The sequence below is a fragment of the Streptomyces sp. RG80 genome (assembly GCF_040446465.1).
Classification (GTDB): Bacteria; Actinomycetota; Actinomycetes; order Streptomycetales; family Streptomycetaceae; genus Streptomyces.
The window spans coordinates 713,616-733,911 of the sequence record NZ_JBEAAJ010000003.1; the positions used below are offsets into that span (position 1 = coordinate 713,616).

Consider the following 20,296-nt stretch of genomic DNA (forward strand, 5'->3'; position numbering starts at 1 on the left):
TGATGTCGGATTCCCGCCAGCCCGGCCCCGGCGGCTGCACCATGCTGGACGTATGCAGAAGGGGATGCACACCGACACCGAGCGCTGCGTGCGCGCCGTCCAGTCCAAGGACGCCCGCTTCGACGGATGGTTCTTCACGGCCGTCCTGACGACCCGGATCTACTGCCGGCCCAGCTGTCCGGTGGTGCCGCCGAAGCCGGCGAACATGACGTTCTACCCGAGCGCGGCCGCCTGCCAGCAGGCCGGCTTCCGGGCGTGCAAGCGCTGCCGCCCGGACACCAGCCCCGGCTCCCCGCAGTGGAACCAGCGCGCGGACCTGGTCGCCCGGGCGATGCGGCTGGTCGCCGACGGGGTCGTCGACCGGGAGGGCGTGCCCGGGCTCGCCTCCCGGCTCGGCTACAGCACCCGGCAGATCGAACGCCAGCTGCTCGCCGAGCTCGGCGCCGGACCGCTCGCCCTCGCCCGCGCCCAACGCGCCCAGACCGCACGCCTGTTGATCGAGACGACCCCGCTGCCGATGGCGGAGATCGCCTTCGCCGCCGGGTTCTCCTCGATCCGCACCTTCAACGACACCGTCCGCGAGGTCTTCGCCCTCTCCCCGACCGAGCTGCGCACCCGAGCACCCCGCAGCGCCGCGCGGAACACGGCCGGCACCCTGACCCTGCGGCTGCCGTTCCGCGCGCCCCTCAACCCCGACAACCTCTTCGGCCACCTCGCGGCGACCGCCGTACCCGGGGTCGAGGAGTGGCGGGACGGCGCCTACCGGCGCACCCTGCGACTGCCGTACGGCCACGGCATCGTGGCGCTCACCCCGAACCCCGACCACATCGCCTGCCGCCTCACCCTCGGCGACCTGCGCGACCTGACCGTCGCCATCAGCCGCTGCCGGCGCCTGCTCGACCTGGACGCCGATCCGGTGGCGATCGACGACCAGCTGCGCACGGACCCGGTACTCGCGCCGCTGGTCGACAAGGCGCCCGGGCGGCGGGTGCCACGGACCGTGGACGAGGCGGAGTTCGCGGTACGGGCGGTCCTCGGACAGCAGGTGTCCACGGCGGCGGCCCGTACCCACGCCGCCCGACTGGTGAGCGCGCACGGCGAGGCGGTGGACGACCCGGAGGGCGGCCTCACCCACCTCTTCCCGGCGCCGGGGGCGCTGGCCGCACTCGACCCCGAGACCCTGGCGATGCCGCGCACCCGCCGGGCCACCTTCACCACCCTCGTCGCCCAACTCGCCGACGGATCACTCAACCTGGGCGTCGAGAGCGACTGGACTGAAACCCGCGCCCGCCTCCTCGCCCTCCCCGGCTTCGGCCCCTGGACCGTCGACGTCATCGCGATGCGCGCCCTCGGCGACCCGGACGCCTTCCTCCCCACCGACCTCGGCATCCGCAAGGCCGCCCAGGAGTCGGGCCTGCCCTCAACCCCGGCCGCGCTCACCGCACGGGCGGCGGCCTGGCGGCCCTGGCGGGCGTACGCGGTCCAGTACCTGTGGGCGACCGACAGTCACCCGATCAACTTCCTACCGGTATAAGGACGTTCCGTGAGTTCTGTGAATCCTGTGAGTTCTGTGAGTCCCACGAGTTCTGTGGCTTCCTCGAAGCGACACACCGTGATCGACAGCCCGTACGGTCCGCTGACGCTCGTCGCGACGGACGGCACGCTGAGCGGCCTCTACATGACCGACCAGCGCCATCGCCCCGCCCAGGAGACCTTCGGCGTACGCGACGACCGCCCCTTCGGGGCTGCGGTCGACCAGCTGGAGGCCTACTTCAAGGGCGAGTTGAAGGAGTTCACCGTCGAACTCCGCCTGGACGGAACGCCGTTCCAGCGCAGCGTCTGGCAGCAACTGGTCCGCATCCCGTACGGCGAGACCCGCACCTACGGCGAACTCGCCGACGCCCTCGGCAATCCCGGCGCCTCCCGCGCGGTCGGTCTCGCCAACGGCAAGAACCCGATCGGCATCGTCGTCCCCTGCCACCGCGTGGTCGGCTCCGACGGCAGCCTCACGGGCTACGGCGGCGGCCTGGAACGCAAGCAGCGCCTGCTGGACTTCGAGCGGGGCGCGGCGCTCTTCTAGGCGCCTGCTGACCGGGCGCCCTCTTCCCGCACCCGCCGCAGCAGCTCCGGCAGCGCCGTCCCGATCGGCTCCCGCAGCACCTCGTCGGCGCGTTCGTCGTACGGCGTCGGCTCGGCGTTGACGATGATCAGCCGGGCCCCGTGGTCGGCGGCGACACCGGCGAGGCCTGCGGCGGGCTGGACCTGGAGGCTGCTGCCGACGGCGATGAACACCTGGCACGCCTTGGTGATCGCGACGGCCTCCCCGAGCACCACCGGATCGAGCCGTTCACCGAACATCACGGTCGCGGGCTTGAGGATCCCGCCGCACTCCAGGCAGCCGGGATCGTCCTCGCCGGCCTCGACCCGGGCGAGCGCGTCCTCCATGGGCCCCCGCGCATGACACTCGGTACACACGAAACTCCGCGCGGACCCGTGCAGTTCGAGCACCTTGCGGGCGGGAACCCCGGCCGACTGGTGCAGCCCGTCCACGTTCTGCGTGATGACCCGCACCGGCACCCCGGCCCGCTCCAGCCCGGCCACCGCGAGATGCGCGGCGTTCGGCTCGGCCCCGAGCGCCCCGGCCTCCCGCCGCATGCGCCACGAGCGCCGCCGGATCTCCGGATCGCCCATGTAGTACTCGTACGTCACGAGCTTCTCGGCCTCGGGATCCCGCCGCCACAGGCCATTGGGGCCGCGGTAGTCGGGGATGCCGGAGTCCGTGGAGATGCCTGCGCCGGTGAGAAGGGCGACGAGGGGCCTGTTCATGGGGCGAGGATAGGAGCGTCGGCCGATCCCGGCGAAGGAATATCGGCCCGGGCCGGACCTCGCCGGCGCCCCGCGCGCCGACCGGTCGCGGTACCGCGAAAAAATCTTGGCCGGTGATGTCGAGATCCCCCGACCGGCTCCGTCCCCGCTGTGAACGCGACCACAATGGGTCGCACCAGCACCGAGGAGAACCACGATGGCCAAGTACCTGCTGCTGAAGCACTACCGCGGAGCCCCGGCCGCGACCAACGACGTCCCCATGGACCAGTGGACGCCGGAGGAGATCTCGGCCCACGTGCAGTACATGCGGGACTTCGCGGACCGGCTGGAGAAGTCCGGGGAGTACGTCGACGGGCAGGCGCTCGCTCCCGAGGGGGAGTGGGTCCGGTACGACGGTGAGGGGCGCCCTCCGGTCACCGACGGGCCGTTCGCCGAGACCAAGGACCTCATCGCCGGCTGGATGATCATCGACGTCGACTCCCGCGAACGGGCCGTCGAACTGGCGGGAGAGCTGTCCGCCGCTCCCGGGGCGGGCGGGAAGCCGATCCACGAGTGGCTGGAGCTGCGCCCGTTCCTCGCCGTGGCGCCCACCGTCACGGACTGCCACGCCGGTGGATGAGGCCCTGCTCAGGAGCCTGACTCCGAGCGTGCTCGCCGTCCTCGTCCGCCGCGGAGCCGACTTCGCGGCGGCCGAGGACGCCGTACAGGACGCCCTCCTCGAGGCCGTCCGGGTCTGGCCCGCCGACCCGCCGCGGGATGCGAAGGGCTGGCTGGTCACCGTGGCCTGGCGCAAGTTCCTCGACGCGACCCGCTCGGACACCGCGCGCCGCCGACGCGAGGACCGGAGCGAGGAGGAACCGGCGCCCGGCCCCGCGCCCTCCGTGGACGACACGCTCCAGCTGTACTTCCTGTGCGCCCACCCCTCGCTGACACCGTCGTCCGCGGTCGCCCTCACCCTGCGTGCCGTCGGCGGGCTCACCACCCGCCAGATCGCCCAGGCCTACCTGGTGCCCGAGGCGACCATGGCGCAGCGGATCAGCCGCGCCAAGCGCACCGTCTCCGGCGTACGGTTCGACCGGCCCGGCGACGTGGCCACCGTGCTGCGCGTGCTCTACCTGGTCTTCAACGAGGGCTACTCCGGCGACGTCGACCTCGCCGCCGAGGCCATCCGCCTCACCCGGCAGCTCACGACCGTCATCGACCACCCCGAGGTGGCCGGACTGCTCGCCCTGATGCTGCTCCACCACGCCCGCCGCGCCGCCCGCACCGCCCCCGACGGCAGCCTCGTGCCGCTCGCCGAGCAGGACCGGGGCCGGTGGGACACGGACATGATCGCCGAGGGCGTCGAGATCCTCCAGACGGCCCTCGCCCGCGACCGGCTCGGCGAGTTCCAGGCCCAGGCCGCCGTCGCCGCCCTGCACGCCGACGCGCCCACCGCCGAGGAGACCGACTGGGTGCAGATCGTGGAGTGGTACGACGAACTCGCGTCCCTGACCGACAACCCCGTCGTCCGCCTGAACCGCGCCGTAGCCGTCGGTGAGGCCGACGGACCGCGCGCCGGCCTCGCGGCCCTCGCCACGCTGGACGACTCCCTGCCCCGCCACACCGCGGCGACCGCCTACCTCCACGAGCGCGCCGGCGACCTGACGACAGCGGCACGGCTCTACGCCGAGGCCGCCCGCAAGGCCCCCAACCTCGCCGAACGCGACCACCTGACGCGCCAGGCCGCACGGCTCAACTCCCGCGGATCGGACTAACGGCCACCGGACACCGGCCCACCGGGCGTCAGGAGACCCGGTGCCCGTTCTCCAGCTCGGCCGTCCCCGCGCCGCCCGCGAGCACGTCCAGCGCGGCCAGGACCCGGCGGCCCAGGGCGCCCGGCAGATACTCCGCCAGCTCCTCACGCGGCACGAGCCGCCAGGACAGCAGCTCCTCCTCCTGGAGCCGGATCGCCTTGAAGTCCTCCTCGCCGAGCACGCCACCGTCGTAGAGGTACGCCACCAGCGGCGGCCGTGCCGTCCCGTGCACCCAGTCCACCGCGAGCAGCCGGCCGAGTTCGCGGTCGAGCCCGATCTCCTCGAGGGTCTCGCGCCGCGCACCCTGGCGCGGGGTCTCCCCGGTGTCCGACTCGACGGTGCCGCCCGGAAGCGCCCAGCCGTCACGGTAGTTGGGCTCGACGAGCAGCACCCGGCCCTGCGCGTCCCGGAACAGGGCGGCGGCACCGGCGAGCACGCGCGGAAGCCCGGCGATGTACGTGGCGAAGTCCTGAGCACTGGTCATCCAGGAAGGGTATCCAGGCCGGGCAGGACCGAAAGGCCGCCGCGTCACTCCGAATCCACCAGCCGCAGCGTCCGCTCGGCCAGCTCGCTGATCCGCACCCCGTCGAACCCGAACACCGCGCTGCGCACCGTGTCCTCCAGCGGTTCCTTCCACTGCGCCGGAATCGCCTCGGCACCCGTCAGCACACCGGCCACCGACCCGGCCGTGGCCCCGTTGGAGTCGGTGTCCAGACCGCCCCGCACGGTCAGGGTGACGGTCCGGGTGAAGTCGCCGTCGCCGTAGAGCAGCCCGGCGGTGAGCACCGCGGCGTTCGGGACGGTGTGGATCCAGCCCATCCGGGAGGTCTCCTCGGCCACCGTGGTGAGGGTGTCTTCCCAGGTCATCCGGGTGTCGTGGAGGGAGATCACCCGCCGCACGGTCCGGGCGAGGCGGCTGCTCGCCGGTACGACGGTCAGCGCCTCGTCGAGGGCGCGGCGCACCGTCGACGCGGTGAACGCCGCCGACACCAGCGCGGCCGCCCACATCGCGCCGTACACCCCGTTGCCGGTGTGCGACAGCACCGCGTCCCGGCGGGCCAGGGAGGCGGCGCGGCGTGGGCTGCCGGGGCAGGTCCAGCCGTAGATGTCGGCGCGGATGAGGGCGCCGATCCACTCCTGACAGGGGTTGTCGTACGTCGCCGTCAGCGGCGGCTTCAACCCGTTGGCGAGGTTGCGGTAGGCGGCCCGCTCGGCGGTGAACGTCTGGAGATACGGCAGCCTGAGCAGCCACAGCTCGCCGACCTGCTCGGTGCTGAAGCCGAAGCCGTGGGTCTCCAGCAGGTCCAGGCCGAGGATCGCGTAGTCCACGTCGTCGTCCCGGCAGCTGCCGTGGATCCGGCCGCGCACGCAACTGCGCCACTCGGGGCGCAGCTCGAAGCCGTCGCTCTCGCTGGGCGGCTCGGGCAGGTAGTCGGTCAGCGGCAGGGCGGCGGCCCGCCGCAGATAGCGGTCGATCCGGTCCCGCGTCCACAGGTCGCCCTGCTCGACCGGCTTGCCGAGCATGTTGCCCGCGATCCGGCCCAGCCAGCCCCCGAGGACGCGGTCGGCGAGCTCTGGCTCGGTGCCCACAGGGGTCATAGGACCGGTGTACCCGATTCCGGCCGCCCGCACAGGGGGGTCGTGGCGGCTTCTCAGGGACCGGGCGGGGCATGACGGCGGGGGGCACCTCCGGTTAAGGTCACAGCGGCGCGACTGGCCCGACATCGTCGAGGCCCGGAGAGCAAGGGGAAAGCAAGGTGGCGGACGCTGACGGCAACGGTGCCCAGAGGGTGCTCATCGCCGCGGACAAGTTCAAAGGGTCGCTGACGGCCGTGCAGGTCGCCGAGCGGGTCACGGCCGGGCTGCGCCGGGTCGTGCCGGGTCTCGACGTCGAGGCGCTGCCCGTGGCCGACGGCGGCGACGGCACCGTGGACGCGGCGGTCGCGGCGGGTTTCGAGCGGCACGAGATCCAGGCCGCGGGCCCCCTCGGCCAGGAGGTGACGGCCGCCTTCGCGCTGCGCGGCGACACGGCCGTGGTGGAGATGGCGGAGGCCAGCGGCCTCCAGCGGCTCCCCAAGGGCGTCTTCGCCCCGCTCACGGCCTCCACATACGGCTCCGGCGAGCTGCTGCGGGCCGCGCTCGACGCGGGCGCCCGCCGCATCGTCTTCGGTGTCGGCGGCAGCGCCACCACGGACGGCGGCGCCGGCATGCTGACCGCGCTCGGCGCGCGGTTCCTCGACAAGGACGGCGAGCCGGTCGCCCCGGGCGGCGGCGGTCTCGCCGATCTCGCCACGGCCGACCTGTCGGGCCTGGACCCGCGCCTCGCCGAGGTCGAGCTGGTCCTCGCCAGTGACGTCGACAATCCGCTGACCGGCCCGAAGGGCGCCCCCGCGATCTACGGCCCGCAAAAGGGCGCCTCCCCGGACGACGTGGCGGCACTCGACGAGGCTCTCGCGCACTACGCGCGCGTGCTGGAGGAGGCCGTCGGCCCCAAGGCCGCCGAGTTCGCGGCCTCCCCGGGCGCGGGCGCCGCGGGCGGCATCGGCTACGGCGCCCTGCTGGTCGGGGCCCGGTTCCGCGCCGGCATCGAGGTCATGCTCGACGTCCTCGGCTTCGCGCCGGCGCTGGCGAAGGCCACCCTGGTCATCACCGGCGAGGGCTCCCTCGACGAGCAGACCCTGCACGGCAAGGCCCCCGCAGGCGTCGCCGCCGCGGCCCGCGCCGCGGACAAGGAGGTCGTCGCGGTCTGCGGGCGCCTGGCCCTGCCGCCCGAGGCGCTCGGCCGGGCCGGCATCCGGCGGGCGTACCCCCTCACGGAGATCGAGCCGGACGTGGCCAAGTGCATCGCGGACGCGGGACCGATCCTGGAGCGGGTGGCGGAGCAGATCGGCCGCGACTTCCTGAGCTGATCACCTCCGCGCACCCGAGAGCCGGTACGCGTCCAGGGCCAACGTCATCTCGATCAGATCCCGGGGCCGGGCCAGCGACCGGGACGTCAGCTGTTCCAGTCGTCGTAAACGATTGAAGACCGTATTGCGATGGCAGTACAGCCGTCCCGCGGCCCGCCCCGCGGAGCCCTCGCACGTCAGCCACACATCGAGGGTCTCCAGGAGCACGGCCCGGTCGGCGGGCTCCAGGGCCAGCAGCTCGCCGAACACGTCCGCGACCAACCGGTCGGCGAGCTCGGGCTGGCTCACCACGAGCGCCGTCGGCATCCGCTGGTCCAGCCGTACGACGGCGGTCGCGTCCGGCGCGCACGTGCGCAGCGCCAGCTCCGCGAGCCGCCGGGCCCGCCCCAGCTCGGCGAGCCCCGGCACCACCGGACTGATGCCGCCGGGCCCCGAGCACCGCCCGTCGAGCGCCCGGGCCACGCCGTCAAGGCCCTGACCGGCGGTGAGGGCGACGACGCCGACCTCGCAGTCCGCCCGCATCCGCCAGATGAACCGGAACCCGGTCCCCTGCAACGTCCGCCCGCCGCCGTCCCGCCGCTCGGCCCGCAGCACCACCACCGCGTACGGCCCGTGCTCCGGCAGATCGAGGCCCGCCGCCGCCCGCGCCGCGAGCCCCGGCGTCGACTGCCCCTCCAGGAGCGCGTCGAGCAGCGCCTGCAACTGCTCGTCCGTTCGCCGCCGCAGGTCCGCCTCCGTCGCCCGGTACGCCTCCGAGGCCGCCTGGGCCTGCGCGTCCACCGCCGACCACACCATCGTCGTGGACCGCATCAGCGCCGCCAGCCGCTCCGGCTCCCGCCCGGCCGCGCCCTCCACCAGCGCGTCCCACACCAGATAGCCGGCGTTGCGGTAGGCGTGCACCAGCAGATCCAGCGGCAGGCCCTGCTGGGCCCGGCGCCGGCCCGCGTCCTCGGCGTACGCCAGGTCGCGGCGGGGTGAGTCCCGGGGCGCGGAGATCGTCTCGATGCCGATCCGGAACGCTTCCTCCGCCTCCCGCCACTGGGCGTCGTACGGCAGCACGCGCCCGTAGACGGGGGAGTGTTCGGTGAGTTGCCGTAGGTGCTCGTCGACGAGCTCGGGCACCCGTTCCAGCAGAGCCGTGCAGGACTCCGCGAGCAGCTTCCAGTCATGACCGGTGCGTGGCCGTCGCCCTCCCATGGCCGGAGGATGTCACCCCGACGCGGCCGCGCACAGGCCCCTGACACGCGGTGTTGTGCACACGCACAACGCCCCGCCCGGCCCGCTGGGCACCCGCAGCGATTCCGCCGCGGGCCGTGGACGCACGCCCCGGCCGGTGCTGGGGTGAGCGCCACACCGAGTGAGGACAGGGGGGAAGTCCATGGGAGGTCCCGGACTCGTGGTGCGGGAACTGTCGGTCGGATACGGACCCGTGCGCGCCCTGCGCCGGGTGTCGCTGGAGGTGCCCGAGGGCACCGTGGTGACGGTCCTCGGCTCCAACGGCGCGGGCAAGACGACACTGCTGCGGGCCATCAGCCGCACCCTGTCCTTCCACGGCGGCGCGGTCACCGAGGGCGACGTGAGCCTGGGCGGCCGCCGCCTGGACGGGCTCGCGCCGGACCGGGTGGTGGCGGCCGGGGTGTGCCAGGTGCCGGAGGGGCGCCGGGTGTTCGCCCGGATGACGGTCGCCGACAACCTGCGCGCGGGCGCCCTCGGCGGCGGCCGCGCGGGTCGCTCCCAGGCCCTCGCACGCGTCCACGAGCTGTTCCCCGTCCTCGCCGACCGCGCCCAGCAACGCGCGGGCCTGCTCTCCGGCGGCGAACAGCAGATGCTCGCCGTCGCCCGGGCCCTGATGGCCGCCCCGAAGGTCCTCCTCCTCGACGAACCCTCTCTCGGCCTCGCCCCGCTGATGGCCCAGCGGATCGCCGACACCGTCCGCGAGATCAACGAACAGGGCACCTCGGTCCTCCTCGTCGAACAGAACGCCGCCCTCGCCCTGCGGCTCGCCACGCGCGCGTACGTCCTCGAAGTGGGCGAGGTGACGCTGTCGGGCCCGGCCGCCGAACTGGCCGCCTCCGACGAGGTCCGGCGCCGCTATCTGGGCGTGGTCGACGAGGACGCGGCCGCGGACGCGGCACAGGCCGACGCCGGACGGACGCTCACCCGGTGGAAGGGGTGACGCCGGTGGACCCGCTCGAAGTACGCGACCTCACCGTCCGGTTCGCCGGACTCACCGCGCTGGACGACGTCAGCTTCACGGTCCGCCCCGGCACCGTGCACGCCCTCATCGGCCCCAACGGCGCGGGCAAGTCCACCTGCTTCAACGTCCTGTCCGGGGTCTACCGGGCCACGAAGGGCAGCGTCCGCTTCGGCGACCACGAGCTCACCGGCATGCCCGCGCACCGCATCGCCGGCCTCGGGGTCGCCCGTATCTTCCAGAACCTCGCCCTGCCGCCCCGCGCCACCGTCGAGGACAGCCTGCTCCTCGGCAGGCACCGGCTCACCCGAACCGGCTTCCTGGCCGCGGGACTCCGTCTCCCCTCGGCGGCTCGCGAGGAGCGCGTCCACCGCGAACGCGTCCGGGAGATCGCCGAGTTCGTCGGCATCGCGGACTGCCTGGACCGTCCGGCGGGCTCCCTGCCGTACGGGCAGCAGAAGCTCGCCGAACTCGCCCGCGCGCTCTGCATGGAGCCGCGCCTGCTGCTGCTCGACGAGCCGGTCGCCGGGATGACCGCCGACGAACGGCGCCGTACCGCCGCCGTGATCGCGGGCGTCAGGGACGGCCTCGGCATCTCGATCGTGCTGGTCGAACACGACATGGGGGTGGTGATGCGGCTCGCGGACGCCGTGACGGTACTGGACTTCGGGCGCCGGATCGCCGACGGCACCCCCGCCGACGTACAGAACGATCCGGCCGTCGTACGGGCGTACCTGGGGGAGGCGTCATGAGCACCTTCGCCGAAATCCTCCTCAACGGGGTCTCCTTGGGGTCGGTGTACGCGCTCATCGCGCTCGGGTTCGTGGTGATCTTCCGGGCCACCGAGGTCGTCAACTTCTCCCACGCCTCGCTGCTGCTCGCGGGCGGCTATGTCACCGCGTCCCTCCACGACGACCTCGGGTTCTGGCCCGCGCTGCTCGTCGGGATCGCGGGCGCGGCCGTGGTCGGGGCCGCGGTGGAGTTCCTGGTGATGCGGCGCTACCGGGGCTCCGACCACAGCGTCCTCGCCATCGTCACCATCGGCGTCGACATCCTGCTCACCACCGAACTCACCCGCCGCATCGGCACGGACGTCCTCGCGCTGGGAGACCCGTGGGGCGACTCGGTGCTGCGGATCGGCTCGATCTCCCTGGCCCACACCCGGATCGCCGCGTTCGTGGCGGCGGCCCTGCTCATCACCGTGTTCCTGCTGGCCTTCCGGTACACCTCGTGGGGAGTGGCGATGCGGGCGGCCGCGGAGAGCCCGGAGACGGCCGCCCTGATGGGCGTACGGCTGGGCCGGGTGTCGCTCGGTGCCTGGGCCGCGGCGGGGGGACTGGCGGCCGTGGCCGCGCTGTTCCTCACCGTCTTCCCCACGCCGGGACTGGAACGGGCCACCTCGCTGGCCGCGCTCAAGGCCTTCCCGGCCGCGATCCTCGGCGGCCTCGACTCCACGACCGGCGCGCTGGTGGGCGGGCTGCTGGTCGGCGTCACGGAGTCGCTGGCGACCGGCTACCAGAGCGATCTGACGTTCCTGGGACGGGGCCTCGGCGACCTCGCGCCCTACCTGGTCATGGTCGCGATCCTGCTCATCCGGCCCGCCGGACTGTTCGGCACGAAGGAGCCGGCCCGTGTCTGAGGTCCTGGTGAAACCGTTGCGGCTGGTCCGCACCCGTACCTGGGTCTGGGCGGCCGGGGCCCTGGTCCTGCTCGCGCTGCCCTTCTACCTCGACCGGTTCTGGCTCCAGGCCGGCCTGTTCGCCATGGCCGCCGCCATCGGCGCGATCGGCATCAACCTCCTCACCGGCGCCACCGGCCAGCTCTCCATGGGCCACGCCTTCTTCCTCGCCGTCGGCGCCTACGGCTACTGCGTGTTCGCCGCGGACGGCGGCGACGGACTGACCGGCCTCGGCCTGCCGAGCTGGCTCGCGGCCGTCCTCGCGGTACTGGTCGCAGGCGTCGCGGGCGGGCTGTTCAGCCCCATCTCCGGGCGGCTCAGCGGCGCCTACCTCGGCATCGCCACGCTCGCCCTCGTCTTCATCGGCCAGCACGTGATGTTCAACGCCCACGATCTGACCGGCGGCGCCAACGGCCGTGACGTACCGCCGCTCAGCCTCTTCGGCCTCACCTTCGACGACCGTGAACTCCTCGTCGCCGCCGTACCGTTCGGATCGGCCGAGAAGCTCTGGTACGCCGGTCTCGTCCTGCTGCTCGCCGGCGCGCTGTTCGCCCGGGGCGTCCTCGGCGGCCGCCCGGGCAGGGCCATGAACGCCATCCGCGACCACCGCATCGCCGCCGGTGTGATCGGCGTGCCCGTCGCCCGCCACCGTGCCGCCGTCTTCGTGCTGTCCTCGATGTACGCGGGCCTCGCGGGCGTCCTGCTCGCCCTGGTCTTCCAGCGCACGGTGCCCGACTACTTCGGCATCACGCTGTCCCTCGAATACCTGGCCATGATCGTCATCGGTGGGCTCGGTTCGGTCTCCGGCGCGGTCGCCGGGGCCGTGTTCGTCTCCCTGCTGCCCCAACTGCTGACCCGCTACAGCGATGCGCTGCCCCTGGTCTCCGCCCCCGGCACGGGCGGGATCGCACCGGGCGAGGCATCCCGGTACCTCTACGGCGCCGCCGTCGTGCTGGTGGTGCTGTTCCTGCCCGGCGGCCTGGTCAGGGTGGCCGCCCGGCGTCGCGTCACAACCCATCCAGGGCAGAACCCTCCAGGGGAGGAACGATGAACAGGACATACGCGGCCAGGACCGCCGCGGGCGCGCTCGCCGCACTGCTCGTACTGGCCGGTTGCAGCTCCAAGGCCAAGGACGACGACGGTGACAAGGCGGGCGCGGGCGGGGTGAAGACCGGTGACGGGATCTCCGGCAGGACGATCAGCCTCGGCGCCCTCACCGACATGACCGGTGTCTACGCGACGCTCGGCAAGAGCGTCACCCAGGCCCAGCAGCTGTACGTGAAGCAGCTGAACGCCGCCGGCGGCGTCTGCGGCTACAAGGTCCAGCTCACCGTCCGCGACCACGGCTACGACCCGCAGAAGGCCGTCTCCGCCTACACCGAGCTGGAACCGAAGGTGCTGGGCTTCGCCCAGTTCATCGGCTCGCCCTTCGTCGCGGCCGTCAAGCAGCGCGTCGACGGCCAGGACAAGGGGCTGGTGCTGCCGCAGGCCTGGTCGGCGGCGCTGCTGGGCAGCCCGTACATCCGGGTCATCGGCTCCACGTACGACATCGAGACGATCAACGCCGTCGACTTCCTGCTCCAGGAGAAGGGCGTCAAGAAGGGCGACAAGATCGGCCATGTGTACTTCGAGGGCGACTACGGCGAGAGCGCCCTGGTCGGCTCCCGGCACATCGCCGAGGAGGCGGGGCTGACGGTCGTCGAGCAGAAGATCAAGCCCACCGACAACGACATGACCGCCCAGGTCGCCGCCCTCAAGCAGGCCGGTGTCAAGGCGATCGTGCTCAGCGCGGGTCCGCGCCAGGCGGCCTCGCTCGTCGGGGTGGCGGCGGCCGGCGGCTTCGACGTGCCGATCATCGGCAACAACTCCGCCTTCGCGCCCCAGTTGCTGGCCACCCAGGCGGGACCGGCCCTGATGAAGAACTACTACGTGGCCTCGCCGTCGCTGCCCATCGGCGCGGACACCCCGCAGGCGAAGAAGCTCGTGGCCGACTATCAGGCCGCCTATCCGAAGGACGCCCTCGACAACGGCATCGTCGCCGGCTGGACCGCCGTGTCGGCCTTCGGCGAGGCCCTGAAGAAGGCCTGCGCGAGCAAGGACCTCACCCGCGAGGGCGTCGACAAGGCCCTGCTCACGATCAACGCCTTCGACCTGGGCTTCGGCCCCGCCCAGAACTTCACCGACCCGAAGTCCCCGTCCTCCCGGCAGAGTGTGATCCTTCAGCCCGACAAGAGCGTGACGGGCGGCATGAAGGTCGTACGGGAGGCGGCGGCGTCCGAAGTGGCGGAGGCGTACACGCCCGGGGCCTGAGGCCCCGAAGGGGCGCGGGGCTGCATCGATATGCGGCTCCGCCGCGCGGGCGCGACCAGCCCCGACCGGCCCGCAGCGGACGAACTGCGCCGACCCGGCAGCCGCAACAGCGAGGGGGCCCGAACCGCCATCCGGTTCGGGCCCCCTCGCTGTGATGTGCCGAAGCCCTACGGCAGCTGTGCCGCCCGCGCCTCACGCCGGTTGTCCCGGAAGTTGTTCACCCGGCGGGCCGTGGCGAACAACGGGATGACCGCGCCCATGACCAGCTGCAGCGCGCAGCCCGTCTGGAGGAGCAGCTGTCCCCCCGGGGCGTCGAACGCCCACGCCGCCAGCAGGCCCATGGCCGACACGATCCAGCAGAGCATCGCCACCGCGAGGATGCCCCGCGGCTTCGGGTACTCCACGCGGCTCACCATCAGCCACGCCGTCCCCAGGATCGCCATCAGCGTCGCCTCGAAGGGCAGCTCGAGCAGCACGATCGAGACCACGGTCAACGCCCCGAACGGTGACGGCATGCCCTGGAAGGTGCCGTCCTTCACCGTCACACAGGAGAACCGCGCGAGTCTGAGCACCACCGCCAGCAGCACCACGATCGCCCCCACCGCCGCCACCCGCTGGGAGGCGTCGGCGGCGACCATGCCGTAGACGAGGACGAAGTACGCCGGTGCCAGGCCGAAGCTGACCAGGTCGGAGAGGTTGTCCAGCTCCGCGCCCATCGGCGAGGAGCGCAGCTTGCGCGCCACCAGGCCGTCGAACAGGTCGAACACCGCCGCGCAGAGCATCAGGATGACCGCGGTGGCCGCGCTGTTGCGGGCCATGCCGGACTCCTGGCTGCCCGTGAGCTGCGGGATCAGGATGCCGGTGGTGGTGAAGTACACCGCCATGAAGCCGCACGTGGCGTTGCCGAGGGTGAGGGTGTCCGCTATCGACAGGCGGAGAGAAAGAGGCATCTCCTCTTCTTCGTCCGCCTCGACGGCCTCGGGCACCCAGCCCGCCTGTGTCTCAGGATCAATCACGGTCAATGCGAGTCACCCCAGCCACGGTCTTCTGACCGACCTCGACCGCGACGTCCACGCCCTCCGGCAGGTAGATGTCGACGCGCGAACCGAAGCGGATCAGACCGATGCGGTCGCCCTGCTCGACCTTCGTGCCCTGCGGAATGTAGGGAACGATGCGGCGGGCCACCGCGCCGGCGATCTGGATCATCTCGATGTCACCGAGTTCGGTGTCGAAGTGCCAGACTACGCGCTCGTTGTTCTCGCTCTCCTTGTTGAACGCCGGAACGAACCCGCCCGGGATGTGCTCGACCGACGTCACCGTGCCGGAGAGAGGCGCGCGGTTGACGTGGACGTTGAGCGGGCTCATGAAGATCGCGACGCGGGTGCGCCCGTCCTTCCACGGCATGATGCTCTGCACCACACCGTCCGCGGGCGAGATGACCCGGCCCGTGGCGATCTCGCGCTCGGGGTCGCGGAAGAACCACAGCATGCCCGCCGCGAGCGCGGTGGCGGGCACGGCGACGGCCTTGGCGGCACCGGACTTGCGCGCACGCACGAGGCTGAGGGCTGCGGTGGCGACCGTCGGGAGAAGCCACGGCGATGCTCCGCGCGCGAGGCGTACGCCGCCGACCTGGCTGTCGCGTGGTGCAGAGGTTTGGCTGTGGGGCATGGATGACCTTCGTAGCGGATGGCGCCGCGCGGTAACGGGGGACGGCGGCTTTCCCGGGATCGTACCGGTCGAGGGCCACAACTGGGCAAGCCAGGAAGCCGAGTCGGCGGCTGAAGAGTGTTGACGGGGTGTGACCTTCTTCTCCAAGAAAACACCCCGTATCCGGACAATCAGCCCTGGAATCGATACTCTTCGAGCAGCCTGCGACCGATGATCATTTTCTGGATCTCGGCGGTACCTTCACCGATCAGCAGCATCGGAGCCTCGCGGTAGAGGCGCTCGATCTCGTACTCCTTGGAGAAGCCGTAGCCGCCGTGGATCCGGAAGGCGTCTTCCACGACCTCCTTGCAGTACTCGGAGGCGAGGTACTTCGCCATCCCAGCCTCAAGGTCGTTTCGCTCCCCGGAGTCCTTTTTGCGTGCCGCGTTGACCATCATCGCATGCGCGGCCTCGACCTTGGTAGCCATCTCGGCCAGCTTGAACTGGATCGCCTGGTGCTGAGCGATCGGCTTGCCGAAAGTGTGACGCTGCTGGGCATACGAGACGCCGAGTTCGAAAGCACGCTGAGCGACACCGCAGCCACGCGCCGCCACGTTGACGCGGCCGACCTCCACGCCGTCCATCATTTGGTAAAAACCTCGACCGGTGACGCCGCCGAGCACCCGGTTGGCCGGAATTCGCAGGCCATCCATGATCAGTTCGGTGGTGTCGACGCCCTTGTAGCCCATCTTGTCGATCTTCCCGGGGATGGTGAGGCCGGGGCGGACCTCTCCGAAGCCGGGCTCCTTCTCGACGAGGAAGGTCGTCATCGACTTGTGCGGCTTGGCGGCCGCCTCCTCGGGAGTGAGTCCTTCGTCACTTCGGACGAGAACGGCGACCAGACTTGACGTCCCACCGTTCGTCAGCCACATCTTCTGGCCGTTCAGGACGTACTCCTCGCCGTCCTTCACCGCCTTCGACGTGATGGCCGACACGTCCGAGCCCAGGGCCGGCTCCGACATCGAGAACGCGCCGCGGATGTCGCCGGCCGCCATGCGCGGCAGGAAGTGGTCCTTCTGCTCCTGCGTGCCGTGCTGCTTGAGCATGTACGCCACGATGAAGTGGGTGTTGATGATGCCGGACACCGACATCCAGCCCCGGGCGATCTCCTCGACGCACAGCGCGTACGTCAGGAGCGACTCGCCCAGACCGCCGTACTCCTCCGGGATCATCAGGCCGAACAGGCCCAACTCCTTGAGCCCGTCGACGATTCTCTGCGGGTACTCGTCGCGGTGCTCCAGCTCGGTGGCGACCGGGATGATCTCCTTGTCCACGAAGTCGCGGACGGTGGAGAGGATTTCCTGCTGGATGTCGGTGAGACCGGCGGTCTGGGCGAGTCGCGCCATGACTACTTCTCCTGCTGCTTCAGAGTGGGGCGGCCGGGCTGCTCGCCGCCGCGCTCCTTGATGTACGTCTCGGTCGGCACCATCACCTTGCGGCGGAACACACAGACCAGCGTGCCGTCCTGCTTGTAGCCCTTGGTCTCGACGTAGACGATCCCGCGGTCGTTCTTCGACTTGGAGGGGGTCTTGTCGAGGACCGTCGTCTCGCCGTAGATCGTGTCGCCGTGGAAGGTCGGCGCCACGTGCCGCAGCGACTCGATCTCCAGGTTGGCGATCGCCTTGCCGGAGACGTCCGGCACGGACATGCCGAGCAGCAGCGAGTAGATGTAGTTGCCCACGACGACGTTCTTGCCGAAGTCCGTCGTGTTCTCCGCATAGTTGGTGTCCATGTGGAGCGGGTGGTGGTTCATGGTGAGAAGGCAGAAGAGGTGGTCGTCGTACTCCGTGACCGTCTTCCCGGGCCAGTGCTTGTAGACCGCCCCGACCTCGAACTCCTCGTAGGTGCGTCCGAACTGCATCGCGCTCAGGCCTCCGGGATCTCGAACTTCGAGGTGCGCTGCATGCCCGCCGCGCGGCCCTTGCCGGAGATGACCAGCGCCATCTTGCGGCTGGCCTCGTCGATCATCTCGTCGCCGAGCATCGCCGAGCCCTTCTTGCCGCCGGCCTCGGACGTGCAGTAGTCGTACGCGTCCAGGATCAGCTCGGCGTGGTCGAAGTCCTCCTGCGAGGGCGAGAAGATCTCGTTGGACGCCTCGACCTGACCCGGGTGCAGCACCCACTTGCCGTCGAAGCCGAGCGCGGCGGCGCGCTGGGCGACCTCGCGGTAGCCCTCCACGTTGCGGATCTGGAGGTAGGGGCCGTCGATCGCCTGGAGGTCGTTGGCGCGGGCGGCCATCAGGATCTTCATCAGGATGTAGTGGTAGGCGTCCGCCGGGTAGCCGGGCGGCTGCTCACCGACGACCAGCGACTTCATGTTGATCGACGCCATGAAGTCGGCCGGGCCGAAGATGATCGTCTCGACGCGCTGGGAGGCCGTCGCGATCTCGTTGACGTTGTTGAGGCCCTGGGCGTTCTCGATCTGCGCCTCGATGCCGATCTTGCCGACCTCGAAGCCCATCGTCTTCTCGATCTGGGTCAGCAGGAGGTCGAGGGCGACGACCTGCTGGGCGGTCTGCACCTTCGGCAGCATGATGCAGTCGAGGTTCTGGCCCGCTCCCTCGACGACGGTGACGACATCGCGGTACGTCCACTCGGTCGTCCAGTCGTTGACCCGGACCACGCGCGTCTTACCGGTCCAGTCGCCCTCGTTGAGGAACTTGACGATCGTGTGCCGTGCCTCGGGCTTGGCGAGCGGGGCGCACGCGTCCTCCAGGTCGAGGAAGACCTGGTCCGCCGGGAGGCCCTGCGCCTTCTCCAGGAAGCGGGGGTTGCTTCCCGGCACCGCGAGACACGAGCGGCGGGGACGCAGACGGTTGACGGTCATGCGGGGACCTCCAGGGGGTCGAGCTTGTTCGCTTTGCGGATCTCGTCGACGATCCGGCCGATGATTCCGGTGATGTCGAAGTCCTTCGGGGTGAAGACCGCGGCCACTCCGGCTGCCCGGAGCTGTTCGGCGTCCCCGTTCGGGATGATGCCACCGGCGATCACCGGGATGTCTGTGGCACCGGCCACATGGAGCCGTTCCAGGACGTCCGGCACCAGCTGGGCGTGCGAGCCGGACAGGATGGACAGGCCGACCGCGTGCACGTCCTCGGCGAGGGCCGCGTCCACGATCTGCTCGGGCGTCAGACGGATGCCCTGGTAGACCACCTCGAAGCCCGCGTCACGCGCGCGTACGGCGATCTGCTCGGCGCCGTTGGAGTGCCCGTCCAGGCCCGGCTTGCCGACCAGGAAGCGCAGCTTGCCGACGCCCATGTCCCTGGCGGTCAGATCGACCTTGCGGCGCACGTCCGCCATGGCCGAGCCCTCCTCCGCCGGCACCGCGACCGGCGCCGACGAGACCCCGGTCGGCGCCCGGAACTCGCCGAACACCTCACGCAGCGCCCCGGCCCACTCGCCGGTCGTGACGCCGGCGCGGGCGCACTCCAGGGTCGCCTCCATGAGGTTGGCGGTGCCCTTGGCGGCCTCCTTCAGCTTCTCCAGCGCCTTGCACGGGCGCGGGTGGTTGAAGGGCGGCTGGTAGCGCGTGTCGCGCCAGTGCTGGAGTCCCTCGATCACGCGGGCCTCGACGGCCGGGTCCACGGTCTGGATCGCGGTGTCGAGGTCTGCGGTGAGCGGGTTGGGCTCGGTCGTCTCGAAGATGTTGACGCCGATGATCTTCTCCTGGCCGGACTCGATCCGGGCCCGGCGCTCGGCGTGCGAGGAGACAAGCTGGGACTTGAGGTAGCCGGACTCGACGGCGGCCATCGCGCCGCCCATCTCCTGGATCCGGTCGATCTCGGTGAGGCACTCCTCGACCAGGGCCGACACCTTCGCCTCGATGACGTGCGAGCCCTCGAAGATGTCCTCGTACTCCAGCAGGTCGCTCTCATGGGCGAGGACCTGCTGGATGCGCAGCGACCACTGCTGGTCCCAGGGCCGGGGCAGGCCCAGCGCCTCGTTCCAGGCGGGCAGCTGCACGGCACGCGCGCGTGCGTCCTTGGAGAGGGTCACGGCCAGCATCTCGAGCACGATCCGCTGGACGTTGTTCTCCGGCTGCGCCTCGGTCAGACCGAGGGAGTTGACCTGGACGCCGTAGCGGAAGCGGCGCTGCTTGGCGTTCTCGATGCCGTAGCGCTCACGGGTGACCTTGTCCCAGATGCGGCCGAAGGCGCGCATCTTGCACATCTCCTCGATGAAGCGGACGCCGGCGTTCACGAAGAAGGAGATCCGGGCGACGACGTCCCCGAACTTCTCCGGCGGCACCTGGCCGGAGTCCCGGACGGCGTCCAGGACCGCGATCGCCGTCGACATCGCGTACGCGATCTCCTGGACGGGGGTGGCTCCCGCCTCCTGGAGGTGGTAGCTGCAGATGTTGATCGGGTTCCACTTGGGGATGTGGTTGACCGTGTAGCAGATCATGTCCGTCGTCAGCCGGAGCGAGGGCCCCGGCGGGAACACGTGCGTCCCGCGGGACAGGTACTCCTTGACGATGTCGTTCTGGGTCGTGCCCTGGAGCCTGGTGATGTCGGCGCCCTGCTCCTCGGCGACGACCTGGTAGAGCGCCAGCAGCCACATGGCGGTGGCGTTGATCGTCATCGAGGTGTTCATCTGCTCCAGGGGGATGTCCTGGAACAGCCGGCGCATGTCACCGAGGTGCGCGACCGGCACACCGACCCGGCCCACCTCGCCGCGGGCGAGGATGTGGTCGGAGTCGTAGCCGGTCTGCGTCGGCAGGTCGAAGGCCACGGAGAGCCCTGTCTGCCCCTTGGCGAGATTGCGGCGGTACAGCTCGTTGGACGCCTCGGCCGTGGAGTGGCCGGCGTACGTGCGCATGAGCCACGGCCGGTCCTTCTCCCGCGCGCCTTCGGCGGGCTGACGCTCAGTCATCTATG

General features: G+C 71.3%; 20 protein-coding genes. 10 read left to right on the forward strand and 10 right to left on the reverse strand.

All coding sequences use genetic code 11. The features are described 5' to 3' along the window. The first annotated feature begins 64 nt into the window (after window positions 1–64). On the forward strand, window positions 65–1,534 hold the full coding sequence (locus tag ABKA17_RS13270; RefSeq protein ID WP_353692339.1) for an AlkA N-terminal domain-containing protein: 1,470 nt from the start codon (window positions 65–67) through the stop codon (window positions 1,532–1,534). A gap of 78 nt (window positions 1,535–1,612) precedes the next feature. Next, window positions 1,613–2,080 carry a methylated-DNA--[protein]-cysteine S-methyltransferase gene (locus tag ABKA17_RS13275; RefSeq protein WP_502994217.1) on the forward strand — a complete coding sequence of 156 codons (468 nt, stop codon included), beginning with the start codon at window positions 1,613–1,615 and terminating at the stop codon, window positions 2,078–2,080. Here the strand turns inward: ABKA17_RS13275 and ABKA17_RS13280 are convergent. Continuing rightward, window positions 2,077–2,826 carry an SIR2 family NAD-dependent protein deacylase gene (locus tag ABKA17_RS13280; RefSeq protein ID WP_353692191.1) on the reverse strand — a complete coding sequence of 250 codons (750 nt, stop codon included), beginning with the start codon at window positions 2,824–2,826 and terminating at the stop codon, window positions 2,077–2,079. The genes ABKA17_RS13275 and ABKA17_RS13280 overlap by 4 nt on opposite strands. Window positions 2,827–3,022: 196 nt before the next feature. Between ABKA17_RS13280 and ABKA17_RS13285 the strand changes: the two genes are divergently transcribed. Together ABKA17_RS13285 and ABKA17_RS13290 are read left to right on the forward strand one after the other, a co-directional pair. After that, a complete protein-coding gene (locus ABKA17_RS13285) occupies window positions 3,023–3,445 on the forward strand; it encodes a YciI family protein (RefSeq protein ID WP_353692192.1) in 423 nt (140 codons plus the stop codon). Then, a complete protein-coding gene (locus ABKA17_RS13290; RefSeq protein WP_353692193.1) occupies window positions 3,438–4,583 on the forward strand; it encodes an RNA polymerase sigma factor in 1,146 nt (381 codons plus the stop codon). The genes ABKA17_RS13285 and ABKA17_RS13290 overlap by 8 nt, the downstream gene beginning before the upstream one ends. 28 nt (window positions 4,584–4,611) lie before the next feature. Here ABKA17_RS13290 and ABKA17_RS13295 read toward each other — a convergent pair whose 3' ends face one another. Next, window positions 4,612–5,106, reverse strand: a complete 495-nt coding sequence (locus ABKA17_RS13295; RefSeq protein ID WP_353692194.1) for an NUDIX domain-containing protein — start codon at window positions 5,104–5,106, stop codon at window positions 4,612–4,614. A 44-nt stretch (window positions 5,107–5,150) separates the two neighbouring features. Next, window positions 5,151–6,221 (reverse strand): ADP-ribosylglycohydrolase family protein, encoded by a 1,071-nt coding sequence (locus ABKA17_RS13300; protein ID WP_353692195.1) that lies wholly within the window; start codon window positions 6,219–6,221, stop codon window positions 5,151–5,153. Between the two features lie 191 nt (window positions 6,222–6,412). Here ABKA17_RS13300 and ABKA17_RS13305 point away from each other — a divergent pair, with 191 nt between their 5' ends. Then, the gene (locus ABKA17_RS13305; RefSeq protein WP_353692340.1) at window positions 6,413–7,531 is read left to right on the forward strand and encodes a glycerate kinase; all 1,119 of its coding nucleotides are present in this window, start codon (window positions 6,413–6,415) and stop codon (window positions 7,529–7,531) included. On the opposite strand, the gene ABKA17_RS13310 is transcribed toward ABKA17_RS13305, so the two are convergent. After that, window positions 7,532–8,728: a PucR family transcriptional regulator gene (locus ABKA17_RS13310; protein ID WP_353692196.1), complete on the reverse strand. Its 1,197-nt coding sequence runs from the start codon at window positions 8,726–8,728 to the stop codon at window positions 7,532–7,534. Window positions 8,729–8,909: 181 nt separating this feature from the next. On the opposite strand from ABKA17_RS13310, the gene ABKA17_RS13315 reads away from it, so the two are divergent. Genes ABKA17_RS13315 through ABKA17_RS13335 form a run of 5 tightly spaced genes read left to right on the forward strand, consistent with a single transcriptional unit; the run spans window position 8,910 to window position 13,713 of the window. Continuing rightward, on the forward strand, window positions 8,910–9,707 hold the full coding sequence (locus tag ABKA17_RS13315) for an ABC transporter ATP-binding protein (RefSeq protein ID WP_353692197.1): 798 nt from the start codon (window positions 8,910–8,912) through the stop codon (window positions 9,705–9,707). A 5-nt stretch (window positions 9,708–9,712) separates the two neighbouring features. Continuing rightward, window positions 9,713–10,477, forward strand: a complete 765-nt coding sequence (locus ABKA17_RS13320) for an ABC transporter ATP-binding protein (RefSeq protein WP_353692198.1) — start codon at window positions 9,713–9,715, stop codon at window positions 10,475–10,477. Next, the gene (locus ABKA17_RS13325; protein WP_353692199.1) at window positions 10,474–11,364 is read left to right on the forward strand and encodes a branched-chain amino acid ABC transporter permease; all 891 of its coding nucleotides are present in this window, start codon (window positions 10,474–10,476) and stop codon (window positions 11,362–11,364) included. Before ABKA17_RS13320 ends, ABKA17_RS13325 begins: the two co-directional genes overlap by 4 nt. Beyond that, window positions 11,357–12,454: a branched-chain amino acid ABC transporter permease gene (locus ABKA17_RS13330; protein ID WP_353692200.1), complete on the forward strand. Its 1,098-nt coding sequence runs from the start codon at window positions 11,357–11,359 to the stop codon at window positions 12,452–12,454. The genes ABKA17_RS13325 and ABKA17_RS13330 overlap by 8 nt, the downstream gene beginning before the upstream one ends. Then, window positions 12,451–13,713: an ABC transporter substrate-binding protein gene (locus ABKA17_RS13335; RefSeq protein ID WP_353692201.1), complete on the forward strand. Its 1,263-nt coding sequence runs from the start codon at window positions 12,451–12,453 to the stop codon at window positions 13,711–13,713. The genes ABKA17_RS13330 and ABKA17_RS13335 overlap by 4 nt, the downstream gene beginning before the upstream one ends. 167 nt (window positions 13,714–13,880) lie before the next feature. Here the strand turns inward: ABKA17_RS13335 and pssA are convergent, their stop codons facing one another. The 6 genes from pssA to ABKA17_RS13365 all read right to left on the reverse strand — a co-directional run bounded on the left by pssA (window position 13,881) and on the right by ABKA17_RS13365 (window position 20,291). Further along, window positions 13,881–14,699, reverse strand: a complete 819-nt coding sequence (pssA, locus tag ABKA17_RS13340; RefSeq protein WP_353692341.1) for a CDP-diacylglycerol--serine O-phosphatidyltransferase — start codon at window positions 14,697–14,699, stop codon at window positions 13,881–13,883. Window positions 14,700–14,721: 22 nt separating this feature from the next. Continuing rightward, window positions 14,722–15,381: a phosphatidylserine decarboxylase gene (locus ABKA17_RS13345; protein ID WP_353692342.1), complete on the reverse strand. Its 660-nt coding sequence runs from the start codon at window positions 15,379–15,381 to the stop codon at window positions 14,722–14,724. 170 nt (window positions 15,382–15,551) lie between these two features. After that, complete coding sequence (locus ABKA17_RS13350) at window positions 15,552–16,766, reverse strand: acyl-CoA dehydrogenase family protein (RefSeq protein WP_353692202.1); 1,215 nt, start codon at window positions 16,764–16,766, stop codon at window positions 15,552–15,554. 2 nt (window positions 16,767–16,768) lie between these two features. Further along, window positions 16,769–17,281 carry a MaoC family dehydratase gene (locus ABKA17_RS13355; protein WP_046257947.1) on the reverse strand — a complete coding sequence of 171 codons (513 nt, stop codon included), beginning with the start codon at window positions 17,279–17,281 and terminating at the stop codon, window positions 16,769–16,771. A 5-nt stretch (window positions 17,282–17,286) separates the two neighbouring features. Then, complete coding sequence (locus ABKA17_RS13360; RefSeq protein WP_353692203.1) at window positions 17,287–18,246, reverse strand: HpcH/HpaI aldolase/citrate lyase family protein; 960 nt, start codon at window positions 18,244–18,246, stop codon at window positions 17,287–17,289. Continuing rightward, a complete protein-coding gene (locus ABKA17_RS13365; protein WP_353692204.1) occupies window positions 18,243–20,291 on the reverse strand; it encodes an ethylmalonyl-CoA mutase in 2,049 nt (682 codons plus the stop codon). Before ABKA17_RS13365 ends, ABKA17_RS13360 begins: the two co-directional genes overlap by 4 nt. Between the last annotated feature and the right edge of the window lie 5 nt (window positions 20,292–20,296).

Coding starts and splice junctions, on each gene's coding strand:
- ABKA17_RS13335 (WP_353692201.1), top strand. CDS start 12,451: ATGAACAGGACATACGCGGCCAGGACCGCCGCGGGCGCGCTCGCCGCA.
- ABKA17_RS13345 (WP_353692342.1), bottom strand. CDS start 15,381: ATGCCCCACAGCCAAACCTCTGCACCACGCGACAGCCAGGTCGGCGGC.
- ABKA17_RS13325 (WP_353692199.1), top strand. CDS start 10,474: ATGAGCACCTTCGCCGAAATCCTCCTCAACGGGGTCTCCTTGGGGTCG.
- ABKA17_RS13365 (WP_353692204.1), bottom strand. CDS start 20,291: ATGACTGAGCGTCAGCCCGCCGAAGGCGCGCGGGAGAAGGACCGGCCG.
- ABKA17_RS13350 (WP_353692202.1), bottom strand. CDS start 16,766: ATGGCGCGACTCGCCCAGACCGCCGGTCTCACCGACATCCAGCAGGAA.
- ABKA17_RS13315 (WP_353692197.1), top strand. CDS start 8,910: ATGGGAGGTCCCGGACTCGTGGTGCGGGAACTGTCGGTCGGATACGGA.
- ABKA17_RS13270 (WP_353692339.1), top strand. CDS start 65: ATGCACACCGACACCGAGCGCTGCGTGCGCGCCGTCCAGTCCAAGGAC.
- ABKA17_RS13295 (WP_353692194.1), bottom strand. CDS start 5,106: ATGACCAGTGCTCAGGACTTCGCCACGTACATCGCCGGGCTTCCGCGC.
- ABKA17_RS13300 (WP_353692195.1), bottom strand. CDS start 6,221: ATGACCCCTGTGGGCACCGAGCCAGAGCTCGCCGACCGCGTCCTCGGG.
- ABKA17_RS13280 (WP_353692191.1), bottom strand. CDS start 2,826: ATGAACAGGCCCCTCGTCGCCCTTCTCACCGGCGCAGGCATCTCCACG.
- ABKA17_RS13355 (WP_046257947.1), bottom strand. CDS start 17,281: ATGCAGTTCGGACGCACCTACGAGGAGTTCGAGGTCGGGGCGGTCTAC.
- ABKA17_RS13310 (WP_353692196.1), bottom strand. CDS start 8,728: ATGGGAGGGCGACGGCCACGCACCGGTCATGACTGGAAGCTGCTCGCG.
- ABKA17_RS13285 (WP_353692192.1), top strand. CDS start 3,023: ATGGCCAAGTACCTGCTGCTGAAGCACTACCGCGGAGCCCCGGCCGCG.
- ABKA17_RS13360 (WP_353692203.1), bottom strand. CDS start 18,246: ATGACCGTCAACCGTCTGCGTCCCCGCCGCTCGTGTCTCGCGGTGCCG.